The 22,554-nt window shown below is 65.3% G+C and carries 31 protein-coding genes; 22 read left to right on the top strand and 9 right to left on the bottom strand.

The window, feature by feature from the left end:
- Nucleotides 1-126 precede the first annotated feature (126 nt).
- Together ABZ942_RS34700 and ABZ942_RS34695 are read left to right on the top strand one after the other, a co-directional pair.
- Complete coding sequence (locus ABZ942_RS34700; RefSeq protein WP_357389884.1) at nt 127-372, top strand: DUF6480 family protein; 246 nt, start codon at nt 127-129, stop codon at nt 370-372.
- 161 nt (nt 373-533) lie between these two features.
- The gene (locus ABZ942_RS34695) at nt 534-1,754 is read left to right on the top strand and encodes a glycosyltransferase (protein WP_357389607.1); all 1,221 of its coding nucleotides are present in this window, start codon (nt 534-536) and stop codon (nt 1,752-1,754) included.
- A gap of 3 nt (nt 1,755-1,757) precedes the next feature.
- Here ABZ942_RS34695 and ABZ942_RS34690 read toward each other — a convergent pair whose 3' ends face one another.
- Nucleotides 1,758-2,258, bottom strand: coding sequence for a DUF6328 family protein (locus ABZ942_RS34690; RefSeq protein WP_357389605.1), 501 nt, complete (start codon nt 2,256-2,258; stop codon nt 1,758-1,760).
- A 196-nt stretch (nt 2,259-2,454) separates the two neighbouring features.
- Between ABZ942_RS34690 and ABZ942_RS34685 the strand changes: the two genes are divergently transcribed.
- The 6 genes from ABZ942_RS34685 (at nt 2,455) to ABZ942_RS34660 (ending at nt 5,690) form a co-directional block, all read left to right on the top strand.
- Nucleotides 2,455-3,174 (top strand): metallophosphoesterase, encoded by a 720-nt coding sequence (locus tag ABZ942_RS34685; protein WP_357389882.1) that lies wholly within the window; start codon nt 2,455-2,457, stop codon nt 3,172-3,174.
- 122 nt (nt 3,175-3,296) lie between these two features.
- Complete coding sequence (locus ABZ942_RS34680) at nt 3,297-4,271, top strand: glycosyltransferase family 9 protein (RefSeq protein WP_357389603.1); 975 nt, start codon at nt 3,297-3,299, stop codon at nt 4,269-4,271.
- Between the two features lie 66 nt (nt 4,272-4,337).
- A complete protein-coding gene (locus ABZ942_RS34675) occupies nt 4,338-4,679 on the top strand; it encodes a hypothetical protein (RefSeq protein WP_357389601.1) in 342 nt (113 codons plus the stop codon).
- A 1-nt stretch (nt 4,680) separates the two neighbouring features.
- The gene (locus tag ABZ942_RS34670; protein WP_357389599.1) at nt 4,681-5,142 is read left to right on the top strand and encodes a hypothetical protein; all 462 of its coding nucleotides are present in this window, start codon (nt 4,681-4,683) and stop codon (nt 5,140-5,142) included.
- A 2-nt stretch (nt 5,143-5,144) separates the two neighbouring features.
- Complete coding sequence (locus tag ABZ942_RS34665; protein ID WP_357389597.1) at nt 5,145-5,462, top strand: hypothetical protein; 318 nt, start codon at nt 5,145-5,147, stop codon at nt 5,460-5,462.
- A 33-nt stretch (nt 5,463-5,495) separates the two neighbouring features.
- Nucleotides 5,496-5,690, top strand: a complete 195-nt coding sequence (locus ABZ942_RS34660) for a hypothetical protein (protein ID WP_357389595.1) — start codon at nt 5,496-5,498, stop codon at nt 5,688-5,690.
- Here ABZ942_RS34660 and ABZ942_RS34655 read toward each other — a convergent pair.
- Nucleotides 5,677-6,753, bottom strand: a complete 1,077-nt coding sequence (locus ABZ942_RS34655) for a P1 family peptidase (RefSeq protein WP_357389593.1) — start codon at nt 6,751-6,753, stop codon at nt 5,677-5,679. The genes ABZ942_RS34660 and ABZ942_RS34655 overlap by 14 nt on opposite strands.
- Nucleotides 6,754-6,869: 116 nt before the next feature.
- On the opposite strand from ABZ942_RS34655, the gene ABZ942_RS34650 reads away from it, so the two are divergent.
- Nucleotides 6,870-8,363, top strand: coding sequence for an FAD-dependent oxidoreductase (locus tag ABZ942_RS34650; RefSeq protein WP_357389592.1), 1,494 nt, complete (start codon nt 6,870-6,872; stop codon nt 8,361-8,363).
- A gap of 5 nt (nt 8,364-8,368) precedes the next feature.
- Here ABZ942_RS34650 and ABZ942_RS34645 read toward each other — a convergent pair whose 3' ends face one another.
- Entirely contained in the window at nt 8,369-8,893 is a 525-nt protein-coding gene (locus ABZ942_RS34645) for an AAA family ATPase (RefSeq protein ID WP_357389590.1), read from the bottom strand.
- On the opposite strand from ABZ942_RS34645, the gene ABZ942_RS34640 reads away from it, so the two are divergent.
- Complete coding sequence (locus ABZ942_RS34640) at nt 8,892-9,212, top strand: hypothetical protein (protein WP_357389588.1); 321 nt, start codon at nt 8,892-8,894, stop codon at nt 9,210-9,212. The two genes, ABZ942_RS34645 and ABZ942_RS34640, sit on opposite strands and share 2 nt — an antisense overlap.
- A gap of 4 nt (nt 9,213-9,216) precedes the next feature.
- Complete coding sequence (locus tag ABZ942_RS34635) at nt 9,217-9,669, top strand: VOC family protein (RefSeq protein WP_357389586.1); 453 nt, start codon at nt 9,217-9,219, stop codon at nt 9,667-9,669.
- 195 nt (nt 9,670-9,864) lie between these two features.
- On the opposite strand, the gene ABZ942_RS34630 is transcribed toward ABZ942_RS34635, so the two are convergent.
- Nucleotides 9,865-10,776: a helix-turn-helix domain-containing protein gene (locus tag ABZ942_RS34630; protein ID WP_357389584.1), complete on the bottom strand. Its 912-nt coding sequence runs from the start codon at nt 10,774-10,776 to the stop codon at nt 9,865-9,867.
- 79 nt (nt 10,777-10,855) lie between these two features.
- Between ABZ942_RS34630 and ABZ942_RS34625 the strand changes: the two genes are divergently transcribed.
- The 8 genes from ABZ942_RS34625 (at nt 10,856) to ABZ942_RS34590 (ending at nt 15,621) form a co-directional block, all read left to right on the top strand.
- Nucleotides 10,856-11,263 (top strand): Rieske 2Fe-2S domain-containing protein, encoded by a 408-nt coding sequence (locus tag ABZ942_RS34625; protein ID WP_357389582.1) that lies wholly within the window; start codon nt 10,856-10,858, stop codon nt 11,261-11,263.
- The gene (locus ABZ942_RS34620) at nt 11,250-11,555 is read left to right on the top strand and encodes a hypothetical protein (protein WP_357389580.1); all 306 of its coding nucleotides are present in this window, start codon (nt 11,250-11,252) and stop codon (nt 11,553-11,555) included. The genes ABZ942_RS34625 and ABZ942_RS34620 overlap by 14 nt, the downstream gene beginning before the upstream one ends.
- Nucleotides 11,552-12,814: an amidohydrolase family protein gene (locus ABZ942_RS34615; RefSeq protein ID WP_357389578.1), complete on the top strand. Its 1,263-nt coding sequence runs from the start codon at nt 11,552-11,554 to the stop codon at nt 12,812-12,814. Before ABZ942_RS34620 ends, ABZ942_RS34615 begins: the two co-directional genes overlap by 4 nt.
- Nucleotides 12,815-13,093: 279 nt before the next feature.
- Nucleotides 13,094-13,279 carry a hypothetical protein gene (locus tag ABZ942_RS34610; RefSeq protein ID WP_357389576.1) on the top strand — a complete coding sequence of 62 codons (186 nt, stop codon included), beginning with the start codon at nt 13,094-13,096 and terminating at the stop codon, nt 13,277-13,279.
- Nucleotides 13,280-13,366: 87 nt separating this feature from the next.
- Nucleotides 13,367-13,696 (top strand): metalloregulator ArsR/SmtB family transcription factor, encoded by a 330-nt coding sequence (locus ABZ942_RS34605; RefSeq protein ID WP_357389574.1) that lies wholly within the window; start codon nt 13,367-13,369, stop codon nt 13,694-13,696.
- Nucleotides 13,696-14,409, top strand: coding sequence for a cation transporter (locus ABZ942_RS34600; protein WP_357389572.1), 714 nt, complete (start codon nt 13,696-13,698; stop codon nt 14,407-14,409). Before ABZ942_RS34605 ends, ABZ942_RS34600 begins: the two co-directional genes overlap by 1 nt.
- A 352-nt stretch (nt 14,410-14,761) precedes the next feature.
- Nucleotides 14,762-15,025 carry an SHOCT domain-containing protein gene (locus ABZ942_RS34595; protein ID WP_357389570.1) on the top strand — a complete coding sequence of 88 codons (264 nt, stop codon included), beginning with the start codon at nt 14,762-14,764 and terminating at the stop codon, nt 15,023-15,025.
- Nucleotides 15,026-15,027: 2 nt separating this feature from the next.
- The gene (locus tag ABZ942_RS34590) at nt 15,028-15,621 is read left to right on the top strand and encodes a hypothetical protein (protein WP_357389568.1); all 594 of its coding nucleotides are present in this window, start codon (nt 15,028-15,030) and stop codon (nt 15,619-15,621) included.
- 91 nt (nt 15,622-15,712) lie between these two features.
- Here ABZ942_RS34590 and ABZ942_RS34585 read toward each other — a convergent pair whose 3' ends face one another.
- Together ABZ942_RS34585 and ABZ942_RS34580 are read right to left on the bottom strand one after the other, a co-directional pair.
- Complete coding sequence (locus ABZ942_RS34585; protein ID WP_357389566.1) at nt 15,713-16,255, bottom strand: DinB family protein; 543 nt, start codon at nt 16,253-16,255, stop codon at nt 15,713-15,715.
- A 210-nt stretch (nt 16,256-16,465) separates the two neighbouring features.
- The gene (locus tag ABZ942_RS34580) at nt 16,466-17,317 is read right to left on the bottom strand and encodes a nuclear transport factor 2 family protein (protein ID WP_357389564.1); all 852 of its coding nucleotides are present in this window, start codon (nt 17,315-17,317) and stop codon (nt 16,466-16,468) included.
- A 123-nt stretch (nt 17,318-17,440) separates the two neighbouring features.
- On the opposite strand from ABZ942_RS34580, the gene ABZ942_RS34575 reads away from it, so the two are divergent.
- Entirely contained in the window at nt 17,441-18,148 is a 708-nt protein-coding gene (locus tag ABZ942_RS34575; RefSeq protein WP_357389562.1) for a helix-turn-helix domain-containing protein, read from the top strand.
- Nucleotides 18,149-18,604: 456 nt separating this feature from the next.
- Entirely contained in the window at nt 18,605-19,231 is a 627-nt protein-coding gene (locus tag ABZ942_RS34570) for an HAD family phosphatase (protein WP_357389560.1), read from the top strand.
- A 4-nt stretch (nt 19,232-19,235) separates the two neighbouring features.
- Here the strand turns inward: ABZ942_RS34570 and ABZ942_RS34565 are convergent, their stop codons facing one another.
- The 3 genes from ABZ942_RS34565 to ABZ942_RS34555 form a co-directional block, all read right to left on the bottom strand.
- Nucleotides 19,236-19,457 carry a hypothetical protein gene (locus tag ABZ942_RS34565; RefSeq protein WP_357389558.1) on the bottom strand — a complete coding sequence of 74 codons (222 nt, stop codon included), beginning with the start codon at nt 19,455-19,457 and terminating at the stop codon, nt 19,236-19,238.
- Nucleotides 19,458-19,499: 42 nt separating this feature from the next.
- Nucleotides 19,500-20,678, bottom strand: coding sequence for a hydroxylase (locus tag ABZ942_RS34560; protein ID WP_357389880.1), 1,179 nt, complete (start codon nt 20,676-20,678; stop codon nt 19,500-19,502).
- Between the two features lie 81 nt (nt 20,679-20,759).
- Nucleotides 20,760-21,785 (bottom strand): Gfo/Idh/MocA family oxidoreductase, encoded by a 1,026-nt coding sequence (locus tag ABZ942_RS34555; RefSeq protein WP_357389556.1) that lies wholly within the window; start codon nt 21,783-21,785, stop codon nt 20,760-20,762.
- 131 nt (nt 21,786-21,916) lie between these two features.
- Here ABZ942_RS34555 and ABZ942_RS34550 point away from each other — a divergent pair, with 131 nt between their 5' ends.
- Nucleotides 21,917-22,492, top strand: a complete 576-nt coding sequence (locus tag ABZ942_RS34550) for a TetR family transcriptional regulator (protein WP_357389554.1) — start codon at nt 21,917-21,919, stop codon at nt 22,490-22,492.
- Nucleotides 22,493-22,554 lie beyond the last annotated feature (62 nt).

The following is a 22,554-nucleotide window of genomic DNA, read 5'->3' as shown; positions in this document are numbered from 1 at the left end:
CCGCCGCCGATGTCACAAAGTCACCAACGACCCGCAGGTCTCCGCGCGTAACGCGGCCGGCCGAACCGCCGCCGGATTGCCGATCTCGCGATCGGGTACGCCTTGTCAATGCAGCCCGACTTGTCAATGCAGCCCGACCCGATCACGGCCATGGACCCCGACCCGCTGACCACCCCCGACCTGGAGCCGGGCGGCGGCGTACCGCCCGACTCGACGCCGCCAGAAACCGCGCAGACCTCCGGCCTGTCCGCACCGGAGCCGTCGACCAGTCACCATTTTCCCGGCACCGGCGTTGGCGCGATGATCGCAACGATGCTGCTCGTGGTCGTCTGCACCGCGGTCGCGGTCGGCATCATCGTGTCGATGATCTGAGGCCACGCTCGTATCCCGAAGCGGCGTCGGGGGTTTCGTTCTCGTGCGCACGGGAATAACTGGGACATATCCGCCTTCAACACATGTCACGCGATGCCTGGTCGCGGGCACCGTGCAGCGCCGCAGTGTGCCCGCCACCCGTGGTGAGAACGGAGCACATCGTGAAGATTGCCATGGTTTCCGAGCATGCCAGCCCGCTGACCGGGCTCGGCGCAACCACCGCGACCGGCCAGCACATCCATGTCGCGGAATTGGCCGCCGCCTATGTGCGGCGCGGACACGACGTCACCGTGTACACCCGTCGTGATGATCCGAAGCTGCCTGCCGAGATCGTCACCGACGCGGGCTACCGCGTGGTGCACGTGACCGCGGGTCCGGCCGAACCGCTGCCGCGCGACCAAAGTCTGCCGCACCTAGGCGATTTCGGCACTTTCCTGCAACGCCAGTGGGGCCTCGATACCCCCGACATCGTGCACGCGCACTTCTGGATGTCCGGCCTCGCCGCGGAATTGGCCGCACGCGCACACGGGATTCCGGTAGTGGTCACCTTCCACGCGCTCGGCACCGTGCGGCGCCGCCATCAGGGTCTGGCCGACACCAGTCCGCGCTCGCGCATCCGCTTCGAGCGGCTGATCGCCGGGCGCGCAGCACATGTCGTGGCGACCAGCTCGGATGAGCTGATGGAGCTGACCAGGATGGGCGTGCCCCGGTTCCGCATCTCGATCGTGCCGAGCGGGGTCGACCTGTCCGCCTTCACGCCGGAGGGCCCGGCCGCCGAGCGCAATCAGCGACACCGCATGCACCGCGTGCTCTCGGTCGGAAGACTGGTGCCGCGCAAGGGATTCGATGTCGCGATCAAGGCGCTGCAGGAGTTGCCCGATACCGAGCTGGTGATCGCGGGCGGGCCGGTCGGCGACGATGTCGAGGACGACAGCGAAGGCAGGCGGCTGCGCAGGCTGGCGATGGAATACGGTGTGCAGGACCGGCTTCGGATGCTCGGCCACGTCCGCCGCGCCGAATTGCCGCGCTGGTACCGCTCGGCCGATGTGGTGCTGTGCACCCCGTGGTACGAGCCGTTCGGCATGGTGCCGCTGGAGGCGATGGCGTGCCGGAAACCGGTGGTGGCCACCGCGGTCGGCGGCATGCTCGACACCATCGTCGACGGGGTCACCGGCAGGCTCGTCGCGCCGCCGGATCCGCTCGCCGTGGCCAGGGCGGTCCGCCAGTTGCTCGAGGACAAGACCCTGCGCGATACCTGGGGCGCGGCCGGATATCAACGCGCCGCGAGCCGCTACGCCTGGGATCAGGTCGCTCTCGAAACGCTGACCGCCTATCACCGGGCCGCACCCGCGCACGCCGGGGAAGTCGTCTCGGCCCACTGACCGTCACCGCTCGTCAGGGTCGCTCCGTCCACGCCAATACAGCGGCGCGAACAGCCACGCCACCAGGAACAGCACCGCGATGGTCACCCCGGCGAGCACGCCACCGGCCGTCCCGGCAACCATGCTCACCACCAACACCATGGCCCCGGTCAACGCGATGCCGAGCAGGCCGACACCGGACATCGCGCACCGATGCGCCGCGGCGACCACGTTGCCGAGACGATGCCGCCGGAACAGGATCCGATGCCAGGACACCGGCGCGACCAGGAACACGGTCGCCCCGATCGCGGCGCAGAGGGTGATGAGATAGAGCACCCGCAACGGGTGCGACAGCGTCCCGAACGACGCCTGGAACGGCACGATCAGCAGGGCCGAGATGAGGAACTGCACCCCGGTCTGCACCACGCGCAGTTCCTGGATGAGGGTGCCCCAATTGCGGTCCAGCCGTTCGGTTTCGGTCTCGCCGCGCACATCCCGGTTCCAGGTGTCGTTACGGCCGGGCACGAGCGGTCCTTTCCCGCTCGATCGCCGAGACGAGTCGTCCTCGGTCATCTCCCACCCGTCCTTCCGTTACCGGCCGTCGCGCACGGGAACGTGTACCCGGTCACCCCACGATTAACCAGCTACCCGCTGGGTATCACCGCAAAGCGCGCCCTGACGTACGCGTCCAGTCCATCGACGACGGAGAGAGTTGAGCCTCATGCGGATCGCGGCGATCGGCGATGTCCATTTCGGCACCGACTCGGCCGGCCTGCTCCGGCCCGAGCTGCTCGAACTGGCAGGGCGGGCCGACGCACTGCTGCTGGCCGGCGACCTGACCAACCACGGCACCCTCGACGAGGCCCGCGTGGTGGCGGCCGAATTCACCGACCTCGGTCTTCCGGTGGTCGCGGTGCTCGGCAACCACGATTATCACAGCGACGCCGAAGGCGATATCGCGGCAATGCTGTGCGACCACGGCATCACCGTGCTGGAGGGCACCGCGGTCACCTTCGACATCGACGGCCGGACGCTCGGCATCGCAGGCACAAAGGGCTTCGGCGGCGGCTACGAAGGCAAGTGCGCGGGCATCTTCGGCGAGCGGCTGATGCGCGAATTCGCCGGGCACACAGCGGATCTCGCGGCCTCGCTCGGATCGGCGCTGGCCGAGCTGTCCACCGATGTCACCCTCGCCCTCACCCACTACTCCCCCGTCACCGACACCCTGGTGGGCGAGCCGCCCGAGCTCTATCCGTTCCTCGGGTCCTACCTGCTCGGCAAGGCGATCGACGAGTTCGGCGCCGACCTCGCGCTGCACGGCCACGCCCACGCGGGCAGCGAACACGGGAAGACACCGGGCGGCGTCCCGGTGCGCAATGTCGCCCAGCCGGTCATCCACGCCGCCTGCCGAGTCTACGAATTGGTGCCGGCCGCAACCTGATCGGCCATCGATGGAGAGCGTGCGTTTCGGATTTCCCGACACGGGCACACGTGCCGTATGGACGCGCCGACGACTGAAACGAAGCGATACCGGACCGCCGCGCACCGAGCGTTGCCTACCCGATGACCGGGCACGTGCTGGTGGCGCGGCTGGACAGCGCGGGTGATGTGCTCCTGGCCGGTCCCGCCGTGCGCGCTGTCGCACGCAGAGCGGATTCGGTCACCTTTCTCGCCGGTCCGCGTGGCAGTTCGGCGGCCGCGCTGCTACCCGGCGTGGACCGGGTGCTGCAATTCGAGGCCGCCTGGGTCGAGGCCGATCCGCCGCCGCTGACCGATGCGGGCGTGCGCGCGTTGATCGAATGCGTGCGCATGCTGGCGCCGGACGAGGCGCTCATCAGCACCTCGGCGCATCAGTCCCCGTTGCCGCTCGCGCTGCTGCTCCGGATGGCGCGCGTGCCGCGGATCAGTGCGATCACCACCGACGAGGCCGGATCGCTGCTCGATGTCCGCCATCGCGTGAACGACGATATGCCGGAACAGATTCGGGCGCTGTCGCTGGCCGTCGCGGCGGGCTATCCGCCCGGCGGTCACCGGCTGCGGGTGCGCGACGATCTGCCCGAGGTCGCCGAATTGACCGGCGGCCCAGGCTATGTCGTGCTGCACCCCGGCGCCACCGAGCCGGCCCGCCGAATGTCGGCGCCGCGCAGCAGACAGGTGGCCGCGGCGCTGGCCGACGCGGGCCATCGCGTGGTGGTGACCGGCAGCGCGGCCGAGCGGGCGCTCACCGACACCGTCGCCGACGGGCACGCCCGCGATCTCGGCGGGGCCACCGATCTGGCCTGCTTCGCCGCCGTGCTGCGCGATGCCGACGCGGTGGTCGTACCGAACACCGGTGCCGCCCCGCTGGCCGCCGCGGTCGCGACGCCCGTGGTGTCGCTGTTCGCGCCGGTCGTGCCTGCCCGGCGCTGGGCGCCCTACGGTGTGCCGACCATCGTGCTCGGCGATCAGACCGCGCCGTGCGGGCGGTACGGCCTCGACGCCATTCCCGACGTCGCGATCGTCTCCGCCACCGAGCAGGTGCTGCGCGCCACCGATTGATCCTCGCCTGGCCGGGTATGCGGTCGAATGCCCCCTCTTCGGTGGGTAGGACCAGAAAGGATCCCTATGCTCCCCGGACCGGACGAGACAACCACCGGACACAGCGGCGCCGAACACCACGGCCGCCCCGACGACAACTTCCCGGACTACACCCGGACCTCACGCGCGCACGTCGGGGAATCCATCGCGGACGCCCGCAACTGGCCCGGCATCATCCTGGTGGCGATCGGCCTGGTCGGCCTCGCTCTGACGCTCACCGCGGCGGGCTACGGGTTCGCGGGCTGGGTCATCATCGGCGCCATCGCGACCGTGGTGTGCATCGGAGTCGGCATTTTCCTGGTCGTCGCCGAACATCGCCGCCTGAAGAATCGTGAGGGCTTGAACCTCACCGATCAGGCAGGTCATTGAGATGACCCGATATCGTCATCGGCCGGTGCTGCGCGCGCTGCTGATCGCCGGTGCACTCGCCGCCGCACCGCTGGTCGCCGCGTGTTCGGACAACAACATGGGCCCGGCGACCCCGGCCACCGCGACGAACAGCACCATCGTCTTCTCGATGCCGTCGCCCGCGCCGCAGGTGCCCAACCCCGACGCCCAGATCTCCGCCGCGGCGGCAAAACAGTTGTGCGACATGATGCGCCCGGACATCGACAAGTGGCGCACCGAAGGCGCGACCGTGGGCCGAGCTTCCTTCAACGGCACCGTGCACGACTGGGCGGCCCGCAACGGTGGACTCAACGGCACGGTGCTGAAGGACCGTGGCGTCGTCGACCAGATCACCACGCAGAACTGTCCCGACGTGCGCCAGCAGGCACTCGGGGCGCTCGACACCGATGACCTTGCCAGTGCCCTTGTCGGATTCGGAGGCTGATCATGATCAAGACCACCAAGTTCTTCGTGTTCGTGCTCCTCGCGGCGTTCTTCGTCGGCGGCTGCGGTGACGAGCCGAAGAAGCTCGTCAACAAGGGCGGCAGCACGCCGTGCAGCGAGTTCTCCGCGCAGGACGCCGACAAGCAGCGGATCACCGTCACCAAGTTCCTGGAGCAGGAACGCAACAGTGACTCCCCGGCCCCCGAGGGGCAAACTATCGATGCCGCCATCGCATCCATCAAGCTGATGTGCGCGGCGCAGGCAAACCCGGACACCCCGATCGACAAAGCTGATCTGACCGGCATCCTGGTCCCGAAGTAACCGAACGCATTCCGTCCCGAACGAGGCGAAGACATGACATCGCGTCACCACCAGAACGTCGTGGAACTCCTTGTTCTGCAACACAACCGGATGCGTGAACTACTCGACGACCTGCAGTCGACGGCGGGACCGGACCGCAGGGAATCGTTCGAGGAGTTCGCGCGCTGGCTCGCCGTGCACGAGGCCACCGAGGCGGAATTGATGACGGGCACCGTCAACTCACGGTGAGCAACCGCAACACCTGATCCACCGGCAGCGCCGGTGAGCGATGACCGCTGCGGCCGATCATCGTCTCACCGGCGAACAGCACGTTGACCACGGCTTCCTCCACGACCTGCACGACGGCGTCGTAGAACGGGTTGAGCTGGCCCCATGGGATGAATGTCAGTTGCTCGTACGGGGTTTCGGCGTTCGGAAAGGTGCTGGTGAGTGCGCCCTCGTTGGCGGTGGAGAAGGCGAGGAAGATGTCGCCGGAGAAGTGTGAGCCGCTGGTTCCGGTGCGGGCCAGGCCGAGTGGCACCCGGCGGGTCAGCGCGGTCAGCTGGCCGGGCAGCAACGGCGCGTCGGTCGCGATGACGACGATGACCGAGCCGGAGCCCGACGGCGCGGTCCACTCGCCCAGCGGATTGTCCTCGGCCAGCAGTGGGCCGACGGGGACGCCGCGGATCGTAAGTTCTTTACGAGAGCCGAAATTCGCCTGCACGAAGGCGCCGACCGTATAGGTGTCCTTGCCGTAATCGACTCGGCGCGAAGCGGTTCCGCTGCCGCCCTTGAAGCCGTAACAGTTCATTCCGGTGCCGCCGCCGACGCTGCCCTCGGCGATCGCGCCGCCCGCCGCGGCGTCGATGGCGGCCACCGCGTCGGCGGAGGTGACATGGGTGCCGTTGATGTCGTTGAGATAGCCGTCCCAGGTCTCGGCGACCACCGGAAGTGACCAGTCGTTGGGCAATTCGGGAAACGCGCCGATCAGCCAGTCGATGATGCCCCGATGGCAGGTGCCGACCGCGTGGGTGTTGGTGATCAGGATCGGCAGTGCCAGCGAACCCGTTTCGGTGAGCCAGGTGGTTCCGGTCATCTCACCATTGCCGTTGAGCGAATACCAGCCTGCCGCACAGGGAGTGAACACTCGCTCGCGGCCGCGCGGCAGGATCGCCGTGACGCCGGTGCGCACGTCCTCGCCGCGGATGAGGGTGGTGTAGCCGACCTCGACACCAGGAACGTCGGTAATCGCGTTCAAATCTCCGGTGGCTCCAGGGAATTGCAGCCCATACTCCCTTGCGCGCACATTCATGGGATGATCTTAGGCAAGGAAACGTTCTTCCGCTCGGAAACTTCTGCGGTTCAGCTACCGATTTCCGGGCAGCAACCGGCGGGTTTGCCGATCGGCGCACAGGCTATGCCGTGGTTATGACGTCACTATGGTTGAACGACGCAGAGGTTCCGGCACGTCTGCGATTAACGCCAGGATCACGCTTCGACACTGTCGTGATCGGCGGCGGTCTCACCGGATTGGTGACCGCGCTGTTGCTGGCCGAGAGTGGCGTCGAAGTGGCGGTGGTCGAGGGCCGGCGGGTCGGCGCGGGGACCACCGGTGCCACCACCGGAAAGATCAGTCTGCTCCAAGGAATTCGGGCCCAGCGGATTCGTCGACGGCATACCGCAGGCACGCTGCGTGACTATGTCGCGGCGAATCGTGAAGGGCAGCAATGGTTGTTGCGATTCTGCGAGGAGCACGGGGTGGGGGTTCAGCACGTCGCCGCGCTCACCTATGCGCAGTCCGAGGGCGAAATCGGCAAGGTGCGCGCGGAATTCGAGGCGACGCGGGAGGCGGGGTTGCCCACCGAGATGGTGGCGAAACTGGACGTGCCGTTCCCGTCGTATGGCGCGGTGCGGCTGGACGATCAGGCTCAGGTCGATCCCATGGCGGTACTGGCCGCGCTCGCCGCGGAGGTCGAATCGCATGCGGCGCCGGTCTATGAGTCGACCATGGTGCGCGGGGTGCGCGGTGGGGTGAACGGGGACCTGACCGTTGAAACCGACCATGGCGATCTCGGTGCGGGAACGGTTGTGTTGGCCACGGGTACACCGATTCTCGATCGCGGTGGGTTCTTCGCCCGGCTCACGGCTCAGCGCTCTTATCTTGCCGCCTTCCATGTGGACGAGCCGATTCCGCGGGATATGTACCTCAGTGCGGGACAACCCACTCGCTCACTGCGTTACGCGCCGACGCCGGACGGCGATGTGCTGCTGGTCGGCGGGAACGGTCACGTTGTCGGACGCACCAGGTCGGAGCGCCAGAAGGTCGACGAGTTGCTGCGCTGGACGCAAACCTGGTTCCCCACAGCGGAACCCATGCAGGACTGGTCTGCCCAGGATTACACGCCGGTCGGCGAACTCCCCTATGTCGGCCCGTTGCTGCCCGGGCAGGACAACATCCTGGTCGGCACCGGATACGCGAAATGGGGCCTCACCAACGGAGTTGCCGCCGCTTTGGCACTGGCCGGCCGCATCACCGGCAAGTCACCGAGTTGGAGCGGTGCGCTGGCCAGTTGGCGGCCAGATGAACTCAAGGCGTTGCCGTCCGCGACTCTCTCGAACAGCGCTGTGGCCCAACAACTCACGGCTGGGTGGTTACGCATGGCCGCCCACACCTCCGACCAGGTTCCTACGGAAGGCTGCGGCACTGTCGAACGGCACGGTGTACGGCCTACTGCCACTTGCACTGTCGACGGCACCACCACCGAACTGTCCGCCGTCTGCCCGCACCTCTACGGCATCGTCCGCTGGAACGACGCCGAACGTTCTTGGGACTGTCCGCTGCACGGTTCCCGCTTCGCGCCCGACGGGACGCTCCTCGAAGGTCCCGCCACCAAACCGCTCACCCCGCTCAGCGCGCCATAGCGGACCTACGCCAGCGGCTGCGCGCGGGCCAATATCTCGTCGACGGTCTGCTGAACCGTGAGATACGAAGTGTCCAGCCACAATCCGATCCGCGGCGTGCTCTGCCACAACGCCGCATCCAGCTCCGCAACACTGAACGCCCCATCGGCCGCCTTCCCCCGCCCCGCCTCCCGCGCGGCAACAACCTCCGGCCGCGGCGCCAGCACCACCACGAACAGCGGCCGCGTCTCGATCTGATCGATCGTGTATTGCATCAACTCGCCGAGCACCGTGTCCTGCACGATCGCCGTAAACCCCTCCGCCGCATAAGCATCAGCAGCCTTCGCGGCCAGCCGATGCCGCAAACACAGCTGCCGCAATGCCTCCTGCGACGGCTCCTGACTCATCTCCTCCCGCCCGCCGACCACAAACCGCCGAAAGCTATCCCCTCGCACGTGCGCCGACCGCGGCAACCGCTCGGCCAGCGCCTGCGCCACCGTCGATTTCCCGGCCGCCTGAATGCCGGAGATGAGGTAGACCGAAGGTGTCATGGCGATCATGATTGCACTCGAGGCAACCGAGTGCCCGCCGACAGCCAAATCGACTGCCGCGCCACCGAAGCCTGTCGGCCTACCTGATATGGAGGATTCCGATGGTTCGTTCACGCAGATGGGGTTCTACGTGGACGATATCGAGGCCACCGTCGCCGGCCTGCGTGATCGCGGCGTGGTGTTCAAGGAGTACGACGGCGCCGTGAACGGGATCATGGACATCGAAGGCAACTATCCGAGCAAGGGGCGCGGTGAGCGGGCCGCGTGGTTCCGGGACAGTGAGGACAACATGCTCGGGCTCGCCGAGGTGGTTCGATAGCCGGATGGCAGTTGATCCGATTCCCCAGGGCCAGCACAGTCTGACCGCGTACCTGTCCGTCGAGGACGCGCGCTCGGCAATCCAGTTCTACCAAGACGCTTTCGGCGCCATCGAAATCTACCGCGGCGAGTCCCCCACCGGCCGAATCGATCACGCGGAACTGAAGATCGGCGACTCCTCCCTGGTCCTCATCGAACCGTCCGAAGCCAGCCCACTCGTGACCCAACCCGGAACCTCAGTCGGCCTCCGCCTTTACCTCGAGGACGTCGACAAACACTTCGCCGAGGCCCTCCAACTCGGCGCCCGCCAGTTCAGTCCCGTCACAGACCTCTTCTACGGCGACCGCAGCGGAACCCTCGTCGACCCCTTCGGGCACGTCTGGATCATCTGCACCCGCACCGAGAACCTCACGATCGAAGAAATCCAGGAGCGCGCAAAGAAGTTGTACGGCGGATAGATCCGCTAGGCGTCTTCCCGCATGGTGATCACACCAGCCCGCCGACTGTCCAGCAAATCCAGGGGCAACCCGCGCCAGCGATCCTAGCCCGTGCCGGGGCAGGGCTACAGGACCATGGACAATGAGCGAGGCGGCGTTCCTCTCGTGTCCCGGTCGCGCTGGCCTGCCCGCAGGAATACGGCGGCGTCGTCGGTGTCATGAGGCTGGGTGCTGCTGTGTTCGGCGGAACGCAGCGGGGGTGGTTTGTGTTCGGAGAGTGAAGAATTTGCCGAAGTTGGTCGGTTCGGTGAAGCCGAGTCTGCTGCCGATGGTGACGACAGGGAGGTCGGTGTGGGCGAGGAGGCGTTTGGCTTCCAGAATGACCCGGTCATCGATGATTTCTTTGGCGGTGTGCCCTGCGGTGTGCTGGCAGGCTCGATTGAGGGTTTTGAGTGAGTAGCCGAGGGAGTCTGCGTAGGTCTGCGCGCGGCGTAGCACGGTGTAGGACCGTTCGAGTTCGTGGCGGAACCGGCGAAAGCAGTCGCCGTCGATCGCTGTGATGTCGCGCGGATCGGCGAGGCGGGCAATACGCAGCAACAGCGCAGCGAGTAGGTGTTGGAGCAACTCGACGTCGAGGTCGGCAGTCTGAGCGCTCAGTGCGCGGGAGTCGGTGGCCAGATCGGTGAAAGCGTGCGAAATGGCTGCATGGTCGGCGGGCGCGAGCTGAAACGCGGTCTGCCCGAACGGGTCGCCGATAACCGGTGCCGTGTGCGGTGAGTGGGCAGGGAAAGCCGCGGCGAACAGCACAAGGGTGGCATCGAGCTCGGCCGGTCGTTCGCCGCATTCGAGGGTGGGCAACCGTTGAACCTGGCCAGGCCTGGTGTGCAGCAGCGTCCCAGGAGTGCAGGGGAGTTCGGCGAAATCCACCATTGCCGTGGCAGCGCCGGCGTTGACCAACAGCAGCTGATGGAAGTCGAGCCGGTGCAGCTGTCCGAAGCCCGAGGCAGGTAGACGGGTGATGAGTTCGCGATAGGCCAGCACCTCGACACCGAGCCCGGGACGAGTCGGATGGCGATAGCCGCGCTCGATCAGCTCCATCTGTCCTATTTTAACCACCCCCGCACCCATTTATACCTAGCAGCTATGAGTCATGGGTTTGAACATGGACGAGTGAGTTACTGAATGGCAAATCTGCGAGAGGGATGGAATGACCCATACCGAGATCTCGATGCAGGCCGCGATTGCCGTGCCCGCGCCGGTGGTGGTTGCCGATTCCGGTGATGTCGCCGAACGCGGCCGCCTGATCGTCGACATCGGCGACGACACGATCGGCATCTTCCGCATCGATGGCCGCCTTTACGCCTATCACAACGTCTGTCCGCATCAGGGTGGCCCAGCGTGCCAGGGGCGGATCATCCCGAAGGTCCGCGAAGTCCTCGACGACCAGAAGCGTGCACGCGGGATGCGTTTCGACGAGTCGGAAATGCACGTCGTATGCCCTTGGCACGGTTCGGAATTCGTCATCACGACGGGCGAACACGCCACGAAACCGAACTTCCGGCTCAGCGCCGTCGAGGTCACCGAAACAGGAGGCAAGATCCATGTCCGCATCTGAGAATCTCATCGACGCGCTTGACCAGCTGCACGAAGGCGTCGAACGGCTGGCCTGCGGCGGTGTCGACACGTTGACATCGCAGGCGCTGTCGCGACTGGTCGCCGATACCGCCACCTTGTACGCGGCCGCGGCCCAATCGGCCGGCTACCTCCCGGCGCTCGACGCCGAGGGCTACTCGAGCACTGATGCCGTCGTGCTGATCTCGGCACTGATGGAATCGCAGAACCTCAACACCTTCGACCTCGCGCTGTGGCTGTCCCGAATCCCGTCGAGGGCAGGAGTCCGCTCGTGACCAGCACCATTGAGCCGAAGGTCGCGGTTCACCCGACCCAGGAAATCACCGTCACCACCGACTCGCGCCAGATTCTGGCCAACGCCGCCAACGACACCAAGCGCTACGGCCTGGACAGCCGCTTCATCGTCGATGTCGACTCCCACCACGTCGAGCTCGACTCCTGGCCGGAGATCATCGAATATCTCGATCATCCGATCCTGCGTGACTACGGCGAGCAGATCTCCCAGAACTGGCCCCAGGCGCGACATTTGGCGCTGTCCAACCACGTCGCCGGCCTGACCTTCCAGGACACCGCCGGCCGAGTACCGCACCAGGCCGCCTTGTCGGAATATGTCGAACCCAGTGGTGAGCACCGGGATTTGACCCTGGTGCGCCGCGCCATGGACGCGATGAGCATCGACTGCCAGGTGGTGTTCCCGCAACCGATGCTCGAAATCGGTTTGCACCCCAATCCGCTGATCGGGGCGTCGCTGATGATGGCCTACAACAAGTGGTTCGTCACCAACATCCTCGGCAAAGACCGCCGGATCAAGACCATGCTCGGGCTGCCGTTCGAGGACCCGGACATGGCATTGGAAACCATCCGCCTCTACCACGACCACCCCGATGTCATCGGGTTCCTGGTCACCAGCCAGCGCCACATATCGGTGCACGACAACCGATACATGCCCATCTACGCCGAACTGGAGCGCCTCGGCATGCCTATCGGCTTCCACGCCGGCCCGTCGTGGGGCGATTCGATGACCTCGACGATGAACCGCTTCACCGCCGTCCACGCCATCTCCTTCGTCACCTGCAACATCACCCACCTGACGAACTGGCTGTTCAACGGCATACCCGAACGCTTCCCCGGATTGAAAACGATCTGGATCGAAAGCGGCCTGGCCTGGCTCCCGTTTCTGATGCAACGCCTGGACCACGAATTCATCCTGCGCACCTCCGACGCCCCGCTACTGCGCAGGGCGCCGAGTGACTACATGCGCGAAATGTATTACACCTCACAACCTTTGGAGATGCCCGACCCCGATCTGCTACAGAGCACCCTCAAGGCTATCGACGCCGAGAACACCCTGATGTACTCCTCGGATTGGCCGCACTGGGACTTCGACACCCCGGGGCGCATCATGTCGATCCCCAACCTCTCCGAACACGCCAAGAACAACATCCTCGGCGGCACCGCCCTGAAGGTATTCGGCGCCAAAATCGCCGGACTCGCGCCCGCCACCGCCACGCTGGATTGTGCCAGGAATCGGTAGTTCCAGTTCGACCACCTCTGTGGAGACGCCCACCCCGCGTGAGACCCTCGTCAGCGACGTCAAATGCCGCCGATACCAGCTGATCTCAGCTTTGTAGTCCGACATCAGAACTCGCCGATAAGCGGCGGCGGAGTTACTGCCTCGTCAAGCCCGGTTGGAAACGACCGTGTGTTGGTGGAAGTCAGCGACCCGTTCCACAACTGAATTCGTGCCATAAACGTGCTACCTCTGGCGGCAGCGCCGCTGGCAGGAGACCGCCGGGCGCACGGCGAAGCGAAAGTGATTGCCACCGGCAAGATCACCGGTACCGATGCCCACAATCTGCCCGGAGTTCCCGGCCGGTGGAGCACCAACGATGCCGGCGCCCTGACCGCCACCGCGGCCGACGGTGTGCGGATCAACGACACACTCGACACGCGCTCTGCGGCATTGAAAGACGTTCGGACAGCCGTCCAACCCAGCTGATCCGCAGTGGATACGGGAGCTTCCTGTGAACCGGGCCAGATAGGCCGCGCAATTTTCTGAATACAGATTCTGATGTACCGTCGCAGGGTGGATATTTTGCTGCACCGTGACGCGCTGGCACGATTCGGGCACGCGCTGTCGGACCCGACTCGTACCCAGATCCTGCTGAGCTTGCGCGCCGCGCCGGGCTACCCCTCGGTTCTGGCCGAGCAGATCGGGGTCTCGCGTCAGATCCTGTCGAATCATCTTGCGTGCCTGCGGGGTTGCGGTCTGGTGGTGGCGGTGCCGGAGGGGCGGCGCTCACGCTACGAGCTGGCGGATGCCCGGATCGGGCGCGCGCTCGATGACCTGACCGGGCTGGTGTTGGCCGTCGACCCGGCCTGCTGCCCGGACTCCGAGTCCGAGGAGTGCTGCTGATGTCGCAATCACTGGGAATGCCGTCGGCCGTGTCGCGGAGGCTGTCGCCGCAGCGTCGGACGCTACTGGCACGGCGGATCCGCTGGTTTGTCGCGGCGACGATCACCTACAACGTCATCGAGGCGATCATCGCCCTGTCCGAGGGTGCTCGGGTGTCCTCTACCGCGTTGATCGGCTTCGGCTTGGACTCGATCATCGAGGTCTCCTCGGCGGCGGCGGTGGCATGGCAGTTCGCCGGGGCCGATCCGGAGAAGCGGGAGAAGGTAGCGCTGCGCATCATCGCTTTCTCGTTCTTCGCCCTGGCCGCCTATGTCGGCGTGGACTCGACCCGCGGCCTGCTCGGCGTCGGCGAGGCCCGGCATTCCCCGATCGGCATCACCCTCGCGGCGGTGAGCCTGGCGGTGATGCCTGTGCTGTCCTACGCCCAGCGTCGCGCTGGGCGTGAACTCGGCTCCGCCTCGGCGGTCGCCGACTCGAAGCAGACTCTGCTGTGCACCTACCTGTCAGCGGTGCTGCTGGTGGGGCTGCTGCTCAACAGCGTGTTCGGCTGGTCGTGGGCGGACCCGATCGCCGCCCTGGTCATCGCCGGTATCGCGGTCAAGGAAGGTCTCAACGCCTGGAACGGCGACACCTGCTGCCCCGCACCGCCCGCTCTGGGCGTCGGCGCGAAACCCCCTGCGGGCGAGCACGACTGCGCCTGCTGCGATGACTGACCTTGGACCTGTCGAGTTGAAAGGCTGACCGGTCTCGACCGCCAGGGAGCCCCTTCTCTGAGTTGGTGACCTTCTGCCCGCTCCCCGGGTCATAGTGCCCTGCTCGAAGTGGGTCCGGTGCGGCCAGTGTGGAAGTCGGACCCTGACGGTCCGATGTGAAGGAGCGCAGCGCAATGAACATGCAATCGCCGATGATGCAGATCTGCCACACGATCATGGTGTGGCTTCAGGGGCAGGGATTGTGCCCACCGATGACGATGCAGATGTGAGCGATGCTTGCTCGCCATCCTCTCGCAACGGGGTCAGGTCGAACGAAGGTAATCAGCGGTATATGCCGAAGAGGTGAACAGCCATGATGTGGAGCGACGGATACGGCTGGGGTGGTTGGATCCTGATGGGCGCGATAATGGTGTTGTTCTGGGGCCTGGTCATCGTGGCCGGGTTCGCCGCTGTGCACTACCTGCGCACCGCGAACAGCGGTGGCCGCTCCGAACCGGGCGGTGGTCGCGGAACCGAGCGGGCCGAGGTGCTGCTGGCTGAGCGGTTGGCGCGCGGCGAGATCGACGAAGACGACTACCGCAACCGGCTCGCCCTGCTACGCGAGACACAGTCATGACCATGCGCCGAAACTGGCTGCGGCCCATGCTGATCACCGCACTCGCTGTCGTGCTCGGCATCGCGACCACGATCGCGCTGGCGACGACCGGGACTTGGCGCGCCCGTCCGCAATGGTGCGGCCTGCCCGTGCTGTCCGGCCGCGTCGTCGATGTGACCGTCACCGACATGGGCGCGGGAATGATGCCCGGGATGATGGACGGCCGCACTCGTCCATCGAACGACCAGCGCTGGTGGGGTACCGATCCGATGCGGATTTTCACCGAACCCGGCACGGTCGCAGCCGGTGAAGTGTCTCTGCGCGTGCACAATTCGGGCAGGCTGATCCATGAGGTGCTGGTGCTGCCGCTCGCCGCGGGTCAGGTCTCCGGCGCCCGCAGTGTCGGCTCCGATGCCCGGGTCGACGAGATCGGCAGCGTCGGCGAGGCATCCACCACGTGCGGCGCCGATGCCGGTACCGGGATCGCCCCTCACAGTGTGTCGTGGACGACGCTCAGCCTGACCCCCGGACACTACGAACTGGTGTGCAACCTGCCCGGTCATTACCGCGACGGTGCTCACGTCGAATTCGACGTCACCAGCGCGAACGGCAAGTAGTCAGCCGCCCCGATCTGAAATCGGCGTGAGATCGCCTCAGGCGGTCGATCTTCGCCCCCACGGGCCCGTTCATACAGCGCGGTCAGCTGCTCTACGGTTCGCGAATGCTCGCGACTGTCAGCTGTTTACGGTGATGGTCATAGTGCTGCCCCGGATATCGGTAGAGGTCGGCGAGAGACATGTAATCGCGGAAATATGGGTCCCAACGACTCGGATATTCCATACCGCGAGCGAAGGACGCCTCGGATTCCCGGCGTAGCGAGCGCTGCAGTGAGGCGATGACCCGGTCCATCTTCGCACCCATCCTGCGCCGGTTGTACACGCGTGTCGCCGCGCGGGAGCCGTAGAAGTTGATCAGGTCGAAGGGCTTCGTCGCCGCGTTGAGGAATATCGAGTTCACGTGGCTCGCACCGGCCGGCAAGCGGCCGAACACTCGCACGAGTACGAGCAGCTTCTGAACGATCATGTAGCCGAACAGCATATGGAACAGCAACTCTTCGTTGTTCCAGCGCGTCCCGTTCGACGGCGCACTCCACTCGTCGCTGATCGTGGTGTCCAGCAGATGGTGGAAATCGGTTCGTGCCCGCTCCAGATCCGCTGCCAAGCCGTCGCGATCAACTGTCGGCTGTGTCATCACTGCACCTCGATCCGAGCGACACGACACGCTCATATATCAATAGTCGCGCTCGAACAACCCGAGTCAACCCATCTACATGCTGCATTCGGTGCGGGTTCAGACGGTCATCGCAACGAGATGCGTTCGGTGGCGTGGCGGTGGCGTCATTGCACGGGGTTCGCGCTGCCAGATCTGGCGGGTATCCGCTGGCCCCGACGATCAGGGCCTTCATCGCCGATCCGCCACGATTTCAGAAGCACCGATCGCCGCATAGGATCCGGTGAGCGCGACCATGGTCAGTGCCGTCCGCATGGGCACGTCGCGCCGGAGGAGGTGCGTGACGCCTGAGACGGTGTCGCAGATGTCGACGGCCAGACCGAATCTCTTCCATCGGTCCTGTTCCTGCGGGCCGCCGGTCAAATAACCCAGCCCCATCACCAACGCCCGGGCTCCGTAGATCCGTGTCAGGTAGATCAGCTCCGGTGAGCTCCGAACTCCGAGAGTCCTGGCGAATTTCTGCGGCGCGGTCAGTGATGCGACCGCCAGGACCAGCCGACCCGCTGCCATCAAGTTCAACGCGTTACTCCGACCCGGGCCGGCGGGGCTGAGTTCGGCGCGGGACAGACGGAACCGTGGCAGCAACCGCAGCGCGAGGCGGGGCCGCGTCAACAGCTTGGGCAGCAGCGGGATCGGATCGAAGTAGGTGTCGTTGCTGACGAAGCGGCCCTCGCGCAACACGATCCTGTCCACCACGTCCACCGTGATCGGCTTTCCGCCGAGCGTGCCGATAAGGGTGAACTCGATGAGCACACCGTCGTCGGTAGCCCCCCACCGATGGACGACCCCATGCAGGTCCGGTACGGCGGCGAACACGCCATCGAAGAGACGCTGAAATCCGGCAGGCCCCGATCCGCGGCGGGCGAGCGGCTGGCGTTGGCGGCTGTCGGGGGTAATTCTCGGGAGGAAGTGCTCGATGAATGCGTCACGGTTTCCCTGCGCCAAGCCTTGCCGGAAGAACTCGACGAACTCGGCTTTCTCGTCGCTCGAGGTCGTTCGAGTGATCGAATCGCTTTGTGTCATAAGTATTTCCGCCTTTCAAGGTGCAGAAGCGGTGCACGTGCCACAGTAACATAAGATTTAGAAGCTAGTTACCGATATTCGAAGCTGACTTCTGCTTAGCTTGTCGGCTGCTAGTGTGGCGGCATGGCACGACGTTCGTATGACCAGTTCTGCGGGTTGGCCCATGCGCTGGACGTGGTCGGGGAACGGTGGACGTTGCTGATCGTGCGCGAGCTGATGTCGGGCCCGAAGCGGTACACGGATCTGGCTGCGGCACTGGGCGGTATCGGAACCAGCCTGCTGGCGACCCGGGTCAAGCAACTCGAGTCCGAAGGGGTGATCCGGCGACGGCTCCTCGATCCACCCGTGGCGTCAGTGGTGTACGAACTCACCACCCCCGGCTCGGAGCTGGCGCGCGCCGTAGTCCCGCTCGCGGTATGGGGCGCCAGGCACTTCATGACTGCGGTGCGCGCCCCCGAGGAGAGTTTTCGCGCCGAATGGGCGCTGATCTTCCTCGCCGACCGCCTGAACGGCAGTAGGTTGCGAAACCCGAACGCCGAGTACGAGTTCCACATCGAGGACAGCGTCGCGCGGCTGCGCGCCACGGACGGTGTTTTCGATGTGGTCGCTGGAAAGGGTGACACCCCCGCCGACGTGATCCTGCGCTCGGACTCCGCCACCGCTGCCGCCCTCGCCGGTGGGCGCATGACGGTCACCGACGCGGTGACTTCCGGCCTGATCCGGGCAGAGGGGAAACCCGAAGCACTCGCAGAACTGCTGGAACTGTTGAGTTCTCAGCTGTCTTCACTAACCGCCCAGGTCGACGGCGCGGCCGCCCAAAGCAGTGGGTAACAGATCAGACCAGTGCGTTCGACTGGCACCAGTTCCCCTCGGCCCGTTGATCTTTCACAGTCCCGCACTGGTCGGCTCGATCAGCGCGCCATGTGGCATAGAAAGACGTTCACTGCCTCGATTCCGTGGACGTGGGGAACGTCCTCCTGATGCGCTTGTCGGGCTTGGTGTCCCATCGCAAGAGCAGGACGTTCCATGAGCAAAGGTAGCGGTGTGTCCCGGGGTGATCGCAACCGCAACATGCGTCTGAGCAGGCTGCGGGCGTTGGTGCCGCCCGAGCCCCGTCGAGGAAGTTCGAGCCTGCCCTCGAGCCCTCCGAAGATTCCCCTGGCAGTGCTGTATCGCACGCACAGCGCCAACTCCGTGTCGATCCAGCACTCTTCGACCGAGATCGAATGGCCTTCCGCCGCAAGGATGTCGACCAATTAGCGGACGGTGTCCCTACACTGGTGCGGTATGGGGGTGCGCGCGGTTCTGTTCGACATCGGCGGGGTTCTCGAAATCACCTCGGAGATGACCTTCTTCAGCGATTGGCTGCATCGACTCGGACTGTCGGCCGACGAGATCGATCCGGCTCTGATCGATATCTGGAAGGCGGGCGAACTCGGCACGGTCACCGAATCGCAGATGTGCGAGGCGATCCGAGTCGGTCTGGCAATCGATCAGTCGGTCACGGACGCCGTGATCGCCGACATGTGGGAACAGTATCTCGGAGTCGCGAACACCGAACTGATCGAGTATCTCCGCGGATTGCGTCCGCGATACCGGACCGGACTGTTGAGCAACAGCTTCGTCGGCGCCCGCGAACGCGAAAGAGCCGCCTATGGTTTCGAGCATCTGGTCGACGACATCGTGTACTCCCACGAAGTCGGCATGGCCAAACCCGATCCCCGGATCTACCTTTTAGCGTGCGCGCGCCTTGACATCGACCCCTGCGAGGCCGTGTTCATAGACGACTCAGAGGTAGCCGTCGCAGGAGCCGAGTCCGTGGGAATCACCGCGATCCACCACGTGAGCAACCTGGCCACGATCTCGGCGCTGGACACCTTGTTACAGCGAAACCGATCAGCAAGGCACGGCTGACCCGCTAGGCGTCGTCCCGCAGCCATGTGTCGGGCAGTCGGTGGTACACCTCCCGTGGGCACTCGAGGGTGAGCTCGCGAGCCAACTCGACATACACATCGCCCCAGCGGGTGGGAATGACCAGGTGCTCGGCCTGGTCGAGCTCGGTGTCGCAAAAACGTTGGAGCAGAACGAAGAACTGGCGCAGCTCCGCTTCTGTCATGGGCGTGCCGGAGCTGTCTGCCATGCCGAAAGTTTAGTTCCGTGCGAGCAGGCGCAGCGCGGTCGATCAGATCATCGAGCGGTGGATTCCCTGTGGTTCCCCGCCGAGTTGGGTCAGCGCCGAGGAATGGAAGATCGAGCCCGGTATGTGGATGGCGTGGGACAGGCCCGCGTGCGCGTCGCGCCAGAATCGTTGCAGCGGCGTCTTCATTTGCAGCGCACCGCCGCCCGAGCGGGCGAAGATTTCGTCCACGGCGCGAACTACTCGCCACGCGGCGGCGGTCTGGGTGCGGCGGCCGATCGCGCGCATCTCGAAGCTGATTTCTTGTCCCCGCTCGACCATGTCCCAGAACCGGTCCACCGTTTCGAGGATCGCGGCCCGTGACGCCGCGATCTCGGCGGCCGCATCACCGATCGCATACAGCACATACGGATCCTCTTTGATCGGGACGCCGGTGATCGCCACCCGCGATTTCTGTGCCGCGATGTGACATGCCAACGCGCCCTCGGCAATTCCGATCAGCGACGAGGTGATGCCGAGCGGAAAGATGCACGAGAACGGGAAGTTGTACAGCGTCTCGGTACGCCCAGCCTCCTTCGGCGCGGTGCCATCGAACACCTTCGCCGCGTCTATCGTGCGATACGCCGGCACGAACGCATCGTTGACGATCAGATCCTTGCTCCCGGTCCCCCGCAGACCGACAACATCCCAACTCTCCTGATCGATCTCATAGTCACTACGCGGCAACAACACATGCAACGTTTGTGGCGGCTTCAACCGCTTGCCCTGCTCGTCACCAACAGCGGCACCGATCATCACCCACTGACAATGATCGGTCCCGGTCGAAAACGACCACCGCCCACTGAGCAGATACCCACCATCCACCGGCGTCGCCACACCCATAGGCGCATAAGGCGACGCGATCCACGTATCCGGATCGTGCCCCCACACCTCGTCCTGTGCCTTGGTGTCGAAAAACGCCAGCTCCCAGGGATGCACACCGACGATCCCGGTAACCCACCCGGCAGCCCCATCCATCCCCCCGATTCCCATCGTGGTCTCCGCAAACTCCCGCGGATGCACCTCGAGCCCCCCATACCCCTTCGGCTGCAACATCCGAATCGCCCCGGTTTCCCGCAACCGAGCCGCCGAGGTATCGGCCAACCGCATCAATTTGTCGCCCTCGGCCCCCGCCGCCCGAATCTCCTCCGCATACTGCTCGACCCGATCGAGAACCGGCCCCATGAATTTCCCCGTCCGTACAGCCATGCCTTAAAACTAGAACACGTTACAGCATGTCTGCGGCAAAATGACCACTCTTCGGGATCACACTGATATGGACGCTCTATGCGATCCATCGCGGATGTCGAGGGTGAGTTGGAGGGTGTCGAGGACACTCTCGGCGCTGACGCGGGAGGTTTCTCGTCCGTTCAGGCAGGCGAGGACGTGGTCGATCATCGCGGCGGTCAGGTTGGTGACGGTGCTGACCTGAGGATGCAGGGTGGCGGAGTCGATCAGATCGTGGTCGATAATCGCGGTGGCGGGCGGGTCGATGATGCGTACACCTTGCTCGGTGAACTCGGTGAGCGTGCTGCAGTCGGATTGCCAGTCCCAACTGCCGAGTGGAGTGGTCATCTCGAGGACGCCATCGGTGAACGTGGCGCGGTAGCTTTCGAGGCTGCCGTGCGGGGTCGGCATGATCGAAGAACTGCCGCATCGGGCGATTGCCCCGGGGTAAGTCAGCAGGACTTCACCGGCTGAGCCTCGACCCTTCTCGGCCACATCCACTGCGGTGACCGTTTCCGGGCGGCCGAGAATGCCGACGACGATGTCCAGATATTGGTGCAGGATGTCGACGGCCATGGTGTCGAAGCCACGGTCGTAGCCCGGCCATTGCTCACTGGTGCGGATCTCGATCTCCAGGGACTTCAACGTCCCGTAGCGGCCTTCGGCGACGGCGGCGCTCAGATAGGTGTTGGCAGGGTTGAAGCGGGGGAACATGTCCACGAAAACCCGGCGGCCGGTGCATTGTTCGGCCTCGATGACACGATGAGCGTCGGCCATCGCAGTGGCCAGGGGCAGTTGGCACAGCACGTCCTTGCCTGCTTCCAGAGCGCGCACCGCGTGCTCGGCGTGCAGCGGGGTGGGCAGGCAGATGTCGACCAAGTCGATCGTCGGGTCGACGTAGAGGGAGTCGAGATCGGTGGTGGTGGCGAAGCCGGTCTCGGCCGCGATCACCGCGAGTTTGGCCGGGGTACGGCCGAAGACGATGACATCGTCGACGTCGGGATGGGCGCGCAAGACTGACGCGTGGGCCTGACCGAGGCCGGTGCCGAGCAAGGCAATTTTCATGGGTGAACTCCCTTAGAGTACATTTGTACTGTATTTGACCGTACCGTAGATCGTGCCGCCTCGAGACTCGGGGCCACACCACCGGTGGATCGCTCCGCAAACCGATGGCGTCGATGCAATGAGGAATCGGGATGACCGCAGGGCAGGTATCGGGCAAACAGCGTCAGCGCGACCCGCGGATGCGCGATCGCATCATCGCCGCAGCGCTGGGCCTCATCGCCGAACGAGGTCTCGCGGGATTGACCCACCGCGGCGTCGCCGCTGCGGCAGGCGTTTCACTGAGCTCGACCACCTACTACTTCGCCACCCTCGATGACCTCATTCACCTGGCTCTGCAACGCTGCCTCGATCAGCAAACCGACTACCAGCGTGACCTCCGCGAACGACTGGCCGACGCCGGTCGCGAGGAACTCCTCACCGCACTCACCGACATGGCCATGGACTGCTTCGGCCCCCACCGCAACGACGTCCTCATCCAATACGAGCTCTGCATGGCCGCGCTCCGCCGCCCCGAACTACGCACCACCGCATCACTTTTCGCCGAACGCACCATCACCACCCTGACCCAGTTCACCGACCCCGCCACCGCCACCGTCCTCTATGACCTCACCATGGGCCTGGTCCTGCGCGGCCTGGCCGCGCAGCACCCACCCGACCGAGCAACAGTCCAGAACGAACTCAGCGCAGCCTTCACTCCTCAGAAATAGGTCGCGAGCCGCTCGATACCGCACGGGGCCAAGGACCGAATCCCTGAGCATGGCTTCGCAAC

The organism is Nocardia sp. NPDC046473, from assembly GCF_040645995.1.
GTDB lineage: Bacteria > Actinomycetota > Actinomycetes > Mycobacteriales > Mycobacteriaceae > Nocardia.
Note: the sequence above shows the minus strand (reverse complement) of the source record. Positions and strands in the feature narration are given on the sequence as shown.

Coding starts and splice junctions, on each gene's coding strand:
- ABZ942_RS34700 (WP_357389884.1), top strand. CDS start 127: ATGCAGCCCGACCCGATCACGGCCATGGACCCCGACCCGCTGACCACC.
- ABZ942_RS34685 (WP_357389882.1), top strand. CDS start 2,455: ATGCGGATCGCGGCGATCGGCGATGTCCATTTCGGCACCGACTCGGCC.
- ABZ942_RS34680 (WP_357389603.1), top strand. CDS start 3,297: ATGACCGGGCACGTGCTGGTGGCGCGGCTGGACAGCGCGGGTGATGTG.
- ABZ942_RS34675 (WP_357389601.1), top strand. CDS start 4,338: ATGCTCCCCGGACCGGACGAGACAACCACCGGACACAGCGGCGCCGAA.
- ABZ942_RS34670 (WP_357389599.1), top strand. CDS start 4,681: ATGACCCGATATCGTCATCGGCCGGTGCTGCGCGCGCTGCTGATCGCC.
- ABZ942_RS34665 (WP_357389597.1), top strand. CDS start 5,145: ATGATCAAGACCACCAAGTTCTTCGTGTTCGTGCTCCTCGCGGCGTTC.
- ABZ942_RS34660 (WP_357389595.1), top strand. CDS start 5,496: ATGACATCGCGTCACCACCAGAACGTCGTGGAACTCCTTGTTCTGCAA.
- ABZ942_RS34655 (WP_357389593.1), bottom strand. CDS start 6,753: ATGAATGTGCGCGCAAGGGAGTATGGGCTGCAATTCCCTGGAGCCACC.
- ABZ942_RS34650 (WP_357389592.1), top strand. CDS start 6,870: ATGACGTCACTATGGTTGAACGACGCAGAGGTTCCGGCACGTCTGCGA.
- ABZ942_RS34640 (WP_357389588.1), top strand. CDS start 8,892: ATGGCGATCATGATTGCACTCGAGGCAACCGAGTGCCCGCCGACAGCC.
- ABZ942_RS34645 (WP_357389590.1), bottom strand. CDS start 8,893: ATGACACCTTCGGTCTACCTCATCTCCGGCATTCAGGCGGCCGGGAAA.
- ABZ942_RS34635 (WP_357389586.1), top strand. CDS start 9,217: ATGGCAGTTGATCCGATTCCCCAGGGCCAGCACAGTCTGACCGCGTAC.
- ABZ942_RS34630 (WP_357389584.1), bottom strand. CDS start 10,776: ATGGGTGCGGGGGTGGTTAAAATAGGACAGATGGAGCTGATCGAGCGC.
- ABZ942_RS34625 (WP_357389582.1), top strand. CDS start 10,856: ATGACCCATACCGAGATCTCGATGCAGGCCGCGATTGCCGTGCCCGCG.
- ABZ942_RS34620 (WP_357389580.1), top strand. CDS start 11,250: ATGTCCGCATCTGAGAATCTCATCGACGCGCTTGACCAGCTGCACGAA.
- ABZ942_RS34600 (WP_357389572.1), top strand. CDS start 13,696: ATGTCGCAATCACTGGGAATGCCGTCGGCCGTGTCGCGGAGGCTGTCG.
- ABZ942_RS34595 (WP_357389570.1), top strand. CDS start 14,762: ATGATGTGGAGCGACGGATACGGCTGGGGTGGTTGGATCCTGATGGGC.
- ABZ942_RS34590 (WP_357389568.1), top strand. CDS start 15,028: ATGCGCCGAAACTGGCTGCGGCCCATGCTGATCACCGCACTCGCTGTC.
- ABZ942_RS34585 (WP_357389566.1), bottom strand. CDS start 16,255: ATGACACAGCCGACAGTTGATCGCGACGGCTTGGCAGCGGATCTGGAG.
- ABZ942_RS34580 (WP_357389564.1), bottom strand. CDS start 17,317: ATGACACAAAGCGATTCGATCACTCGAACGACCTCGAGCGACGAGAAA.
- ABZ942_RS34575 (WP_357389562.1), top strand. CDS start 17,441: ATGGCACGACGTTCGTATGACCAGTTCTGCGGGTTGGCCCATGCGCTG.
- ABZ942_RS34570 (WP_357389560.1), top strand. CDS start 18,605: ATGGGGGTGCGCGCGGTTCTGTTCGACATCGGCGGGGTTCTCGAAATC.
- ABZ942_RS34565 (WP_357389558.1), bottom strand. CDS start 19,457: ATGGCAGACAGCTCCGGCACGCCCATGACAGAAGCGGAGCTGCGCCAG.
- ABZ942_RS34560 (WP_357389880.1), bottom strand. CDS start 20,678: ATGGGGCCGGTTCTCGATCGGGTCGAGCAGTATGCGGAGGAGATTCGG.
- ABZ942_RS34555 (WP_357389556.1), bottom strand. CDS start 21,785: ATGAAAATTGCCTTGCTCGGCACCGGCCTCGGTCAGGCCCACGCGTCA.
- ABZ942_RS34550 (WP_357389554.1), top strand. CDS start 21,917: ATGACCGCAGGGCAGGTATCGGGCAAACAGCGTCAGCGCGACCCGCGG.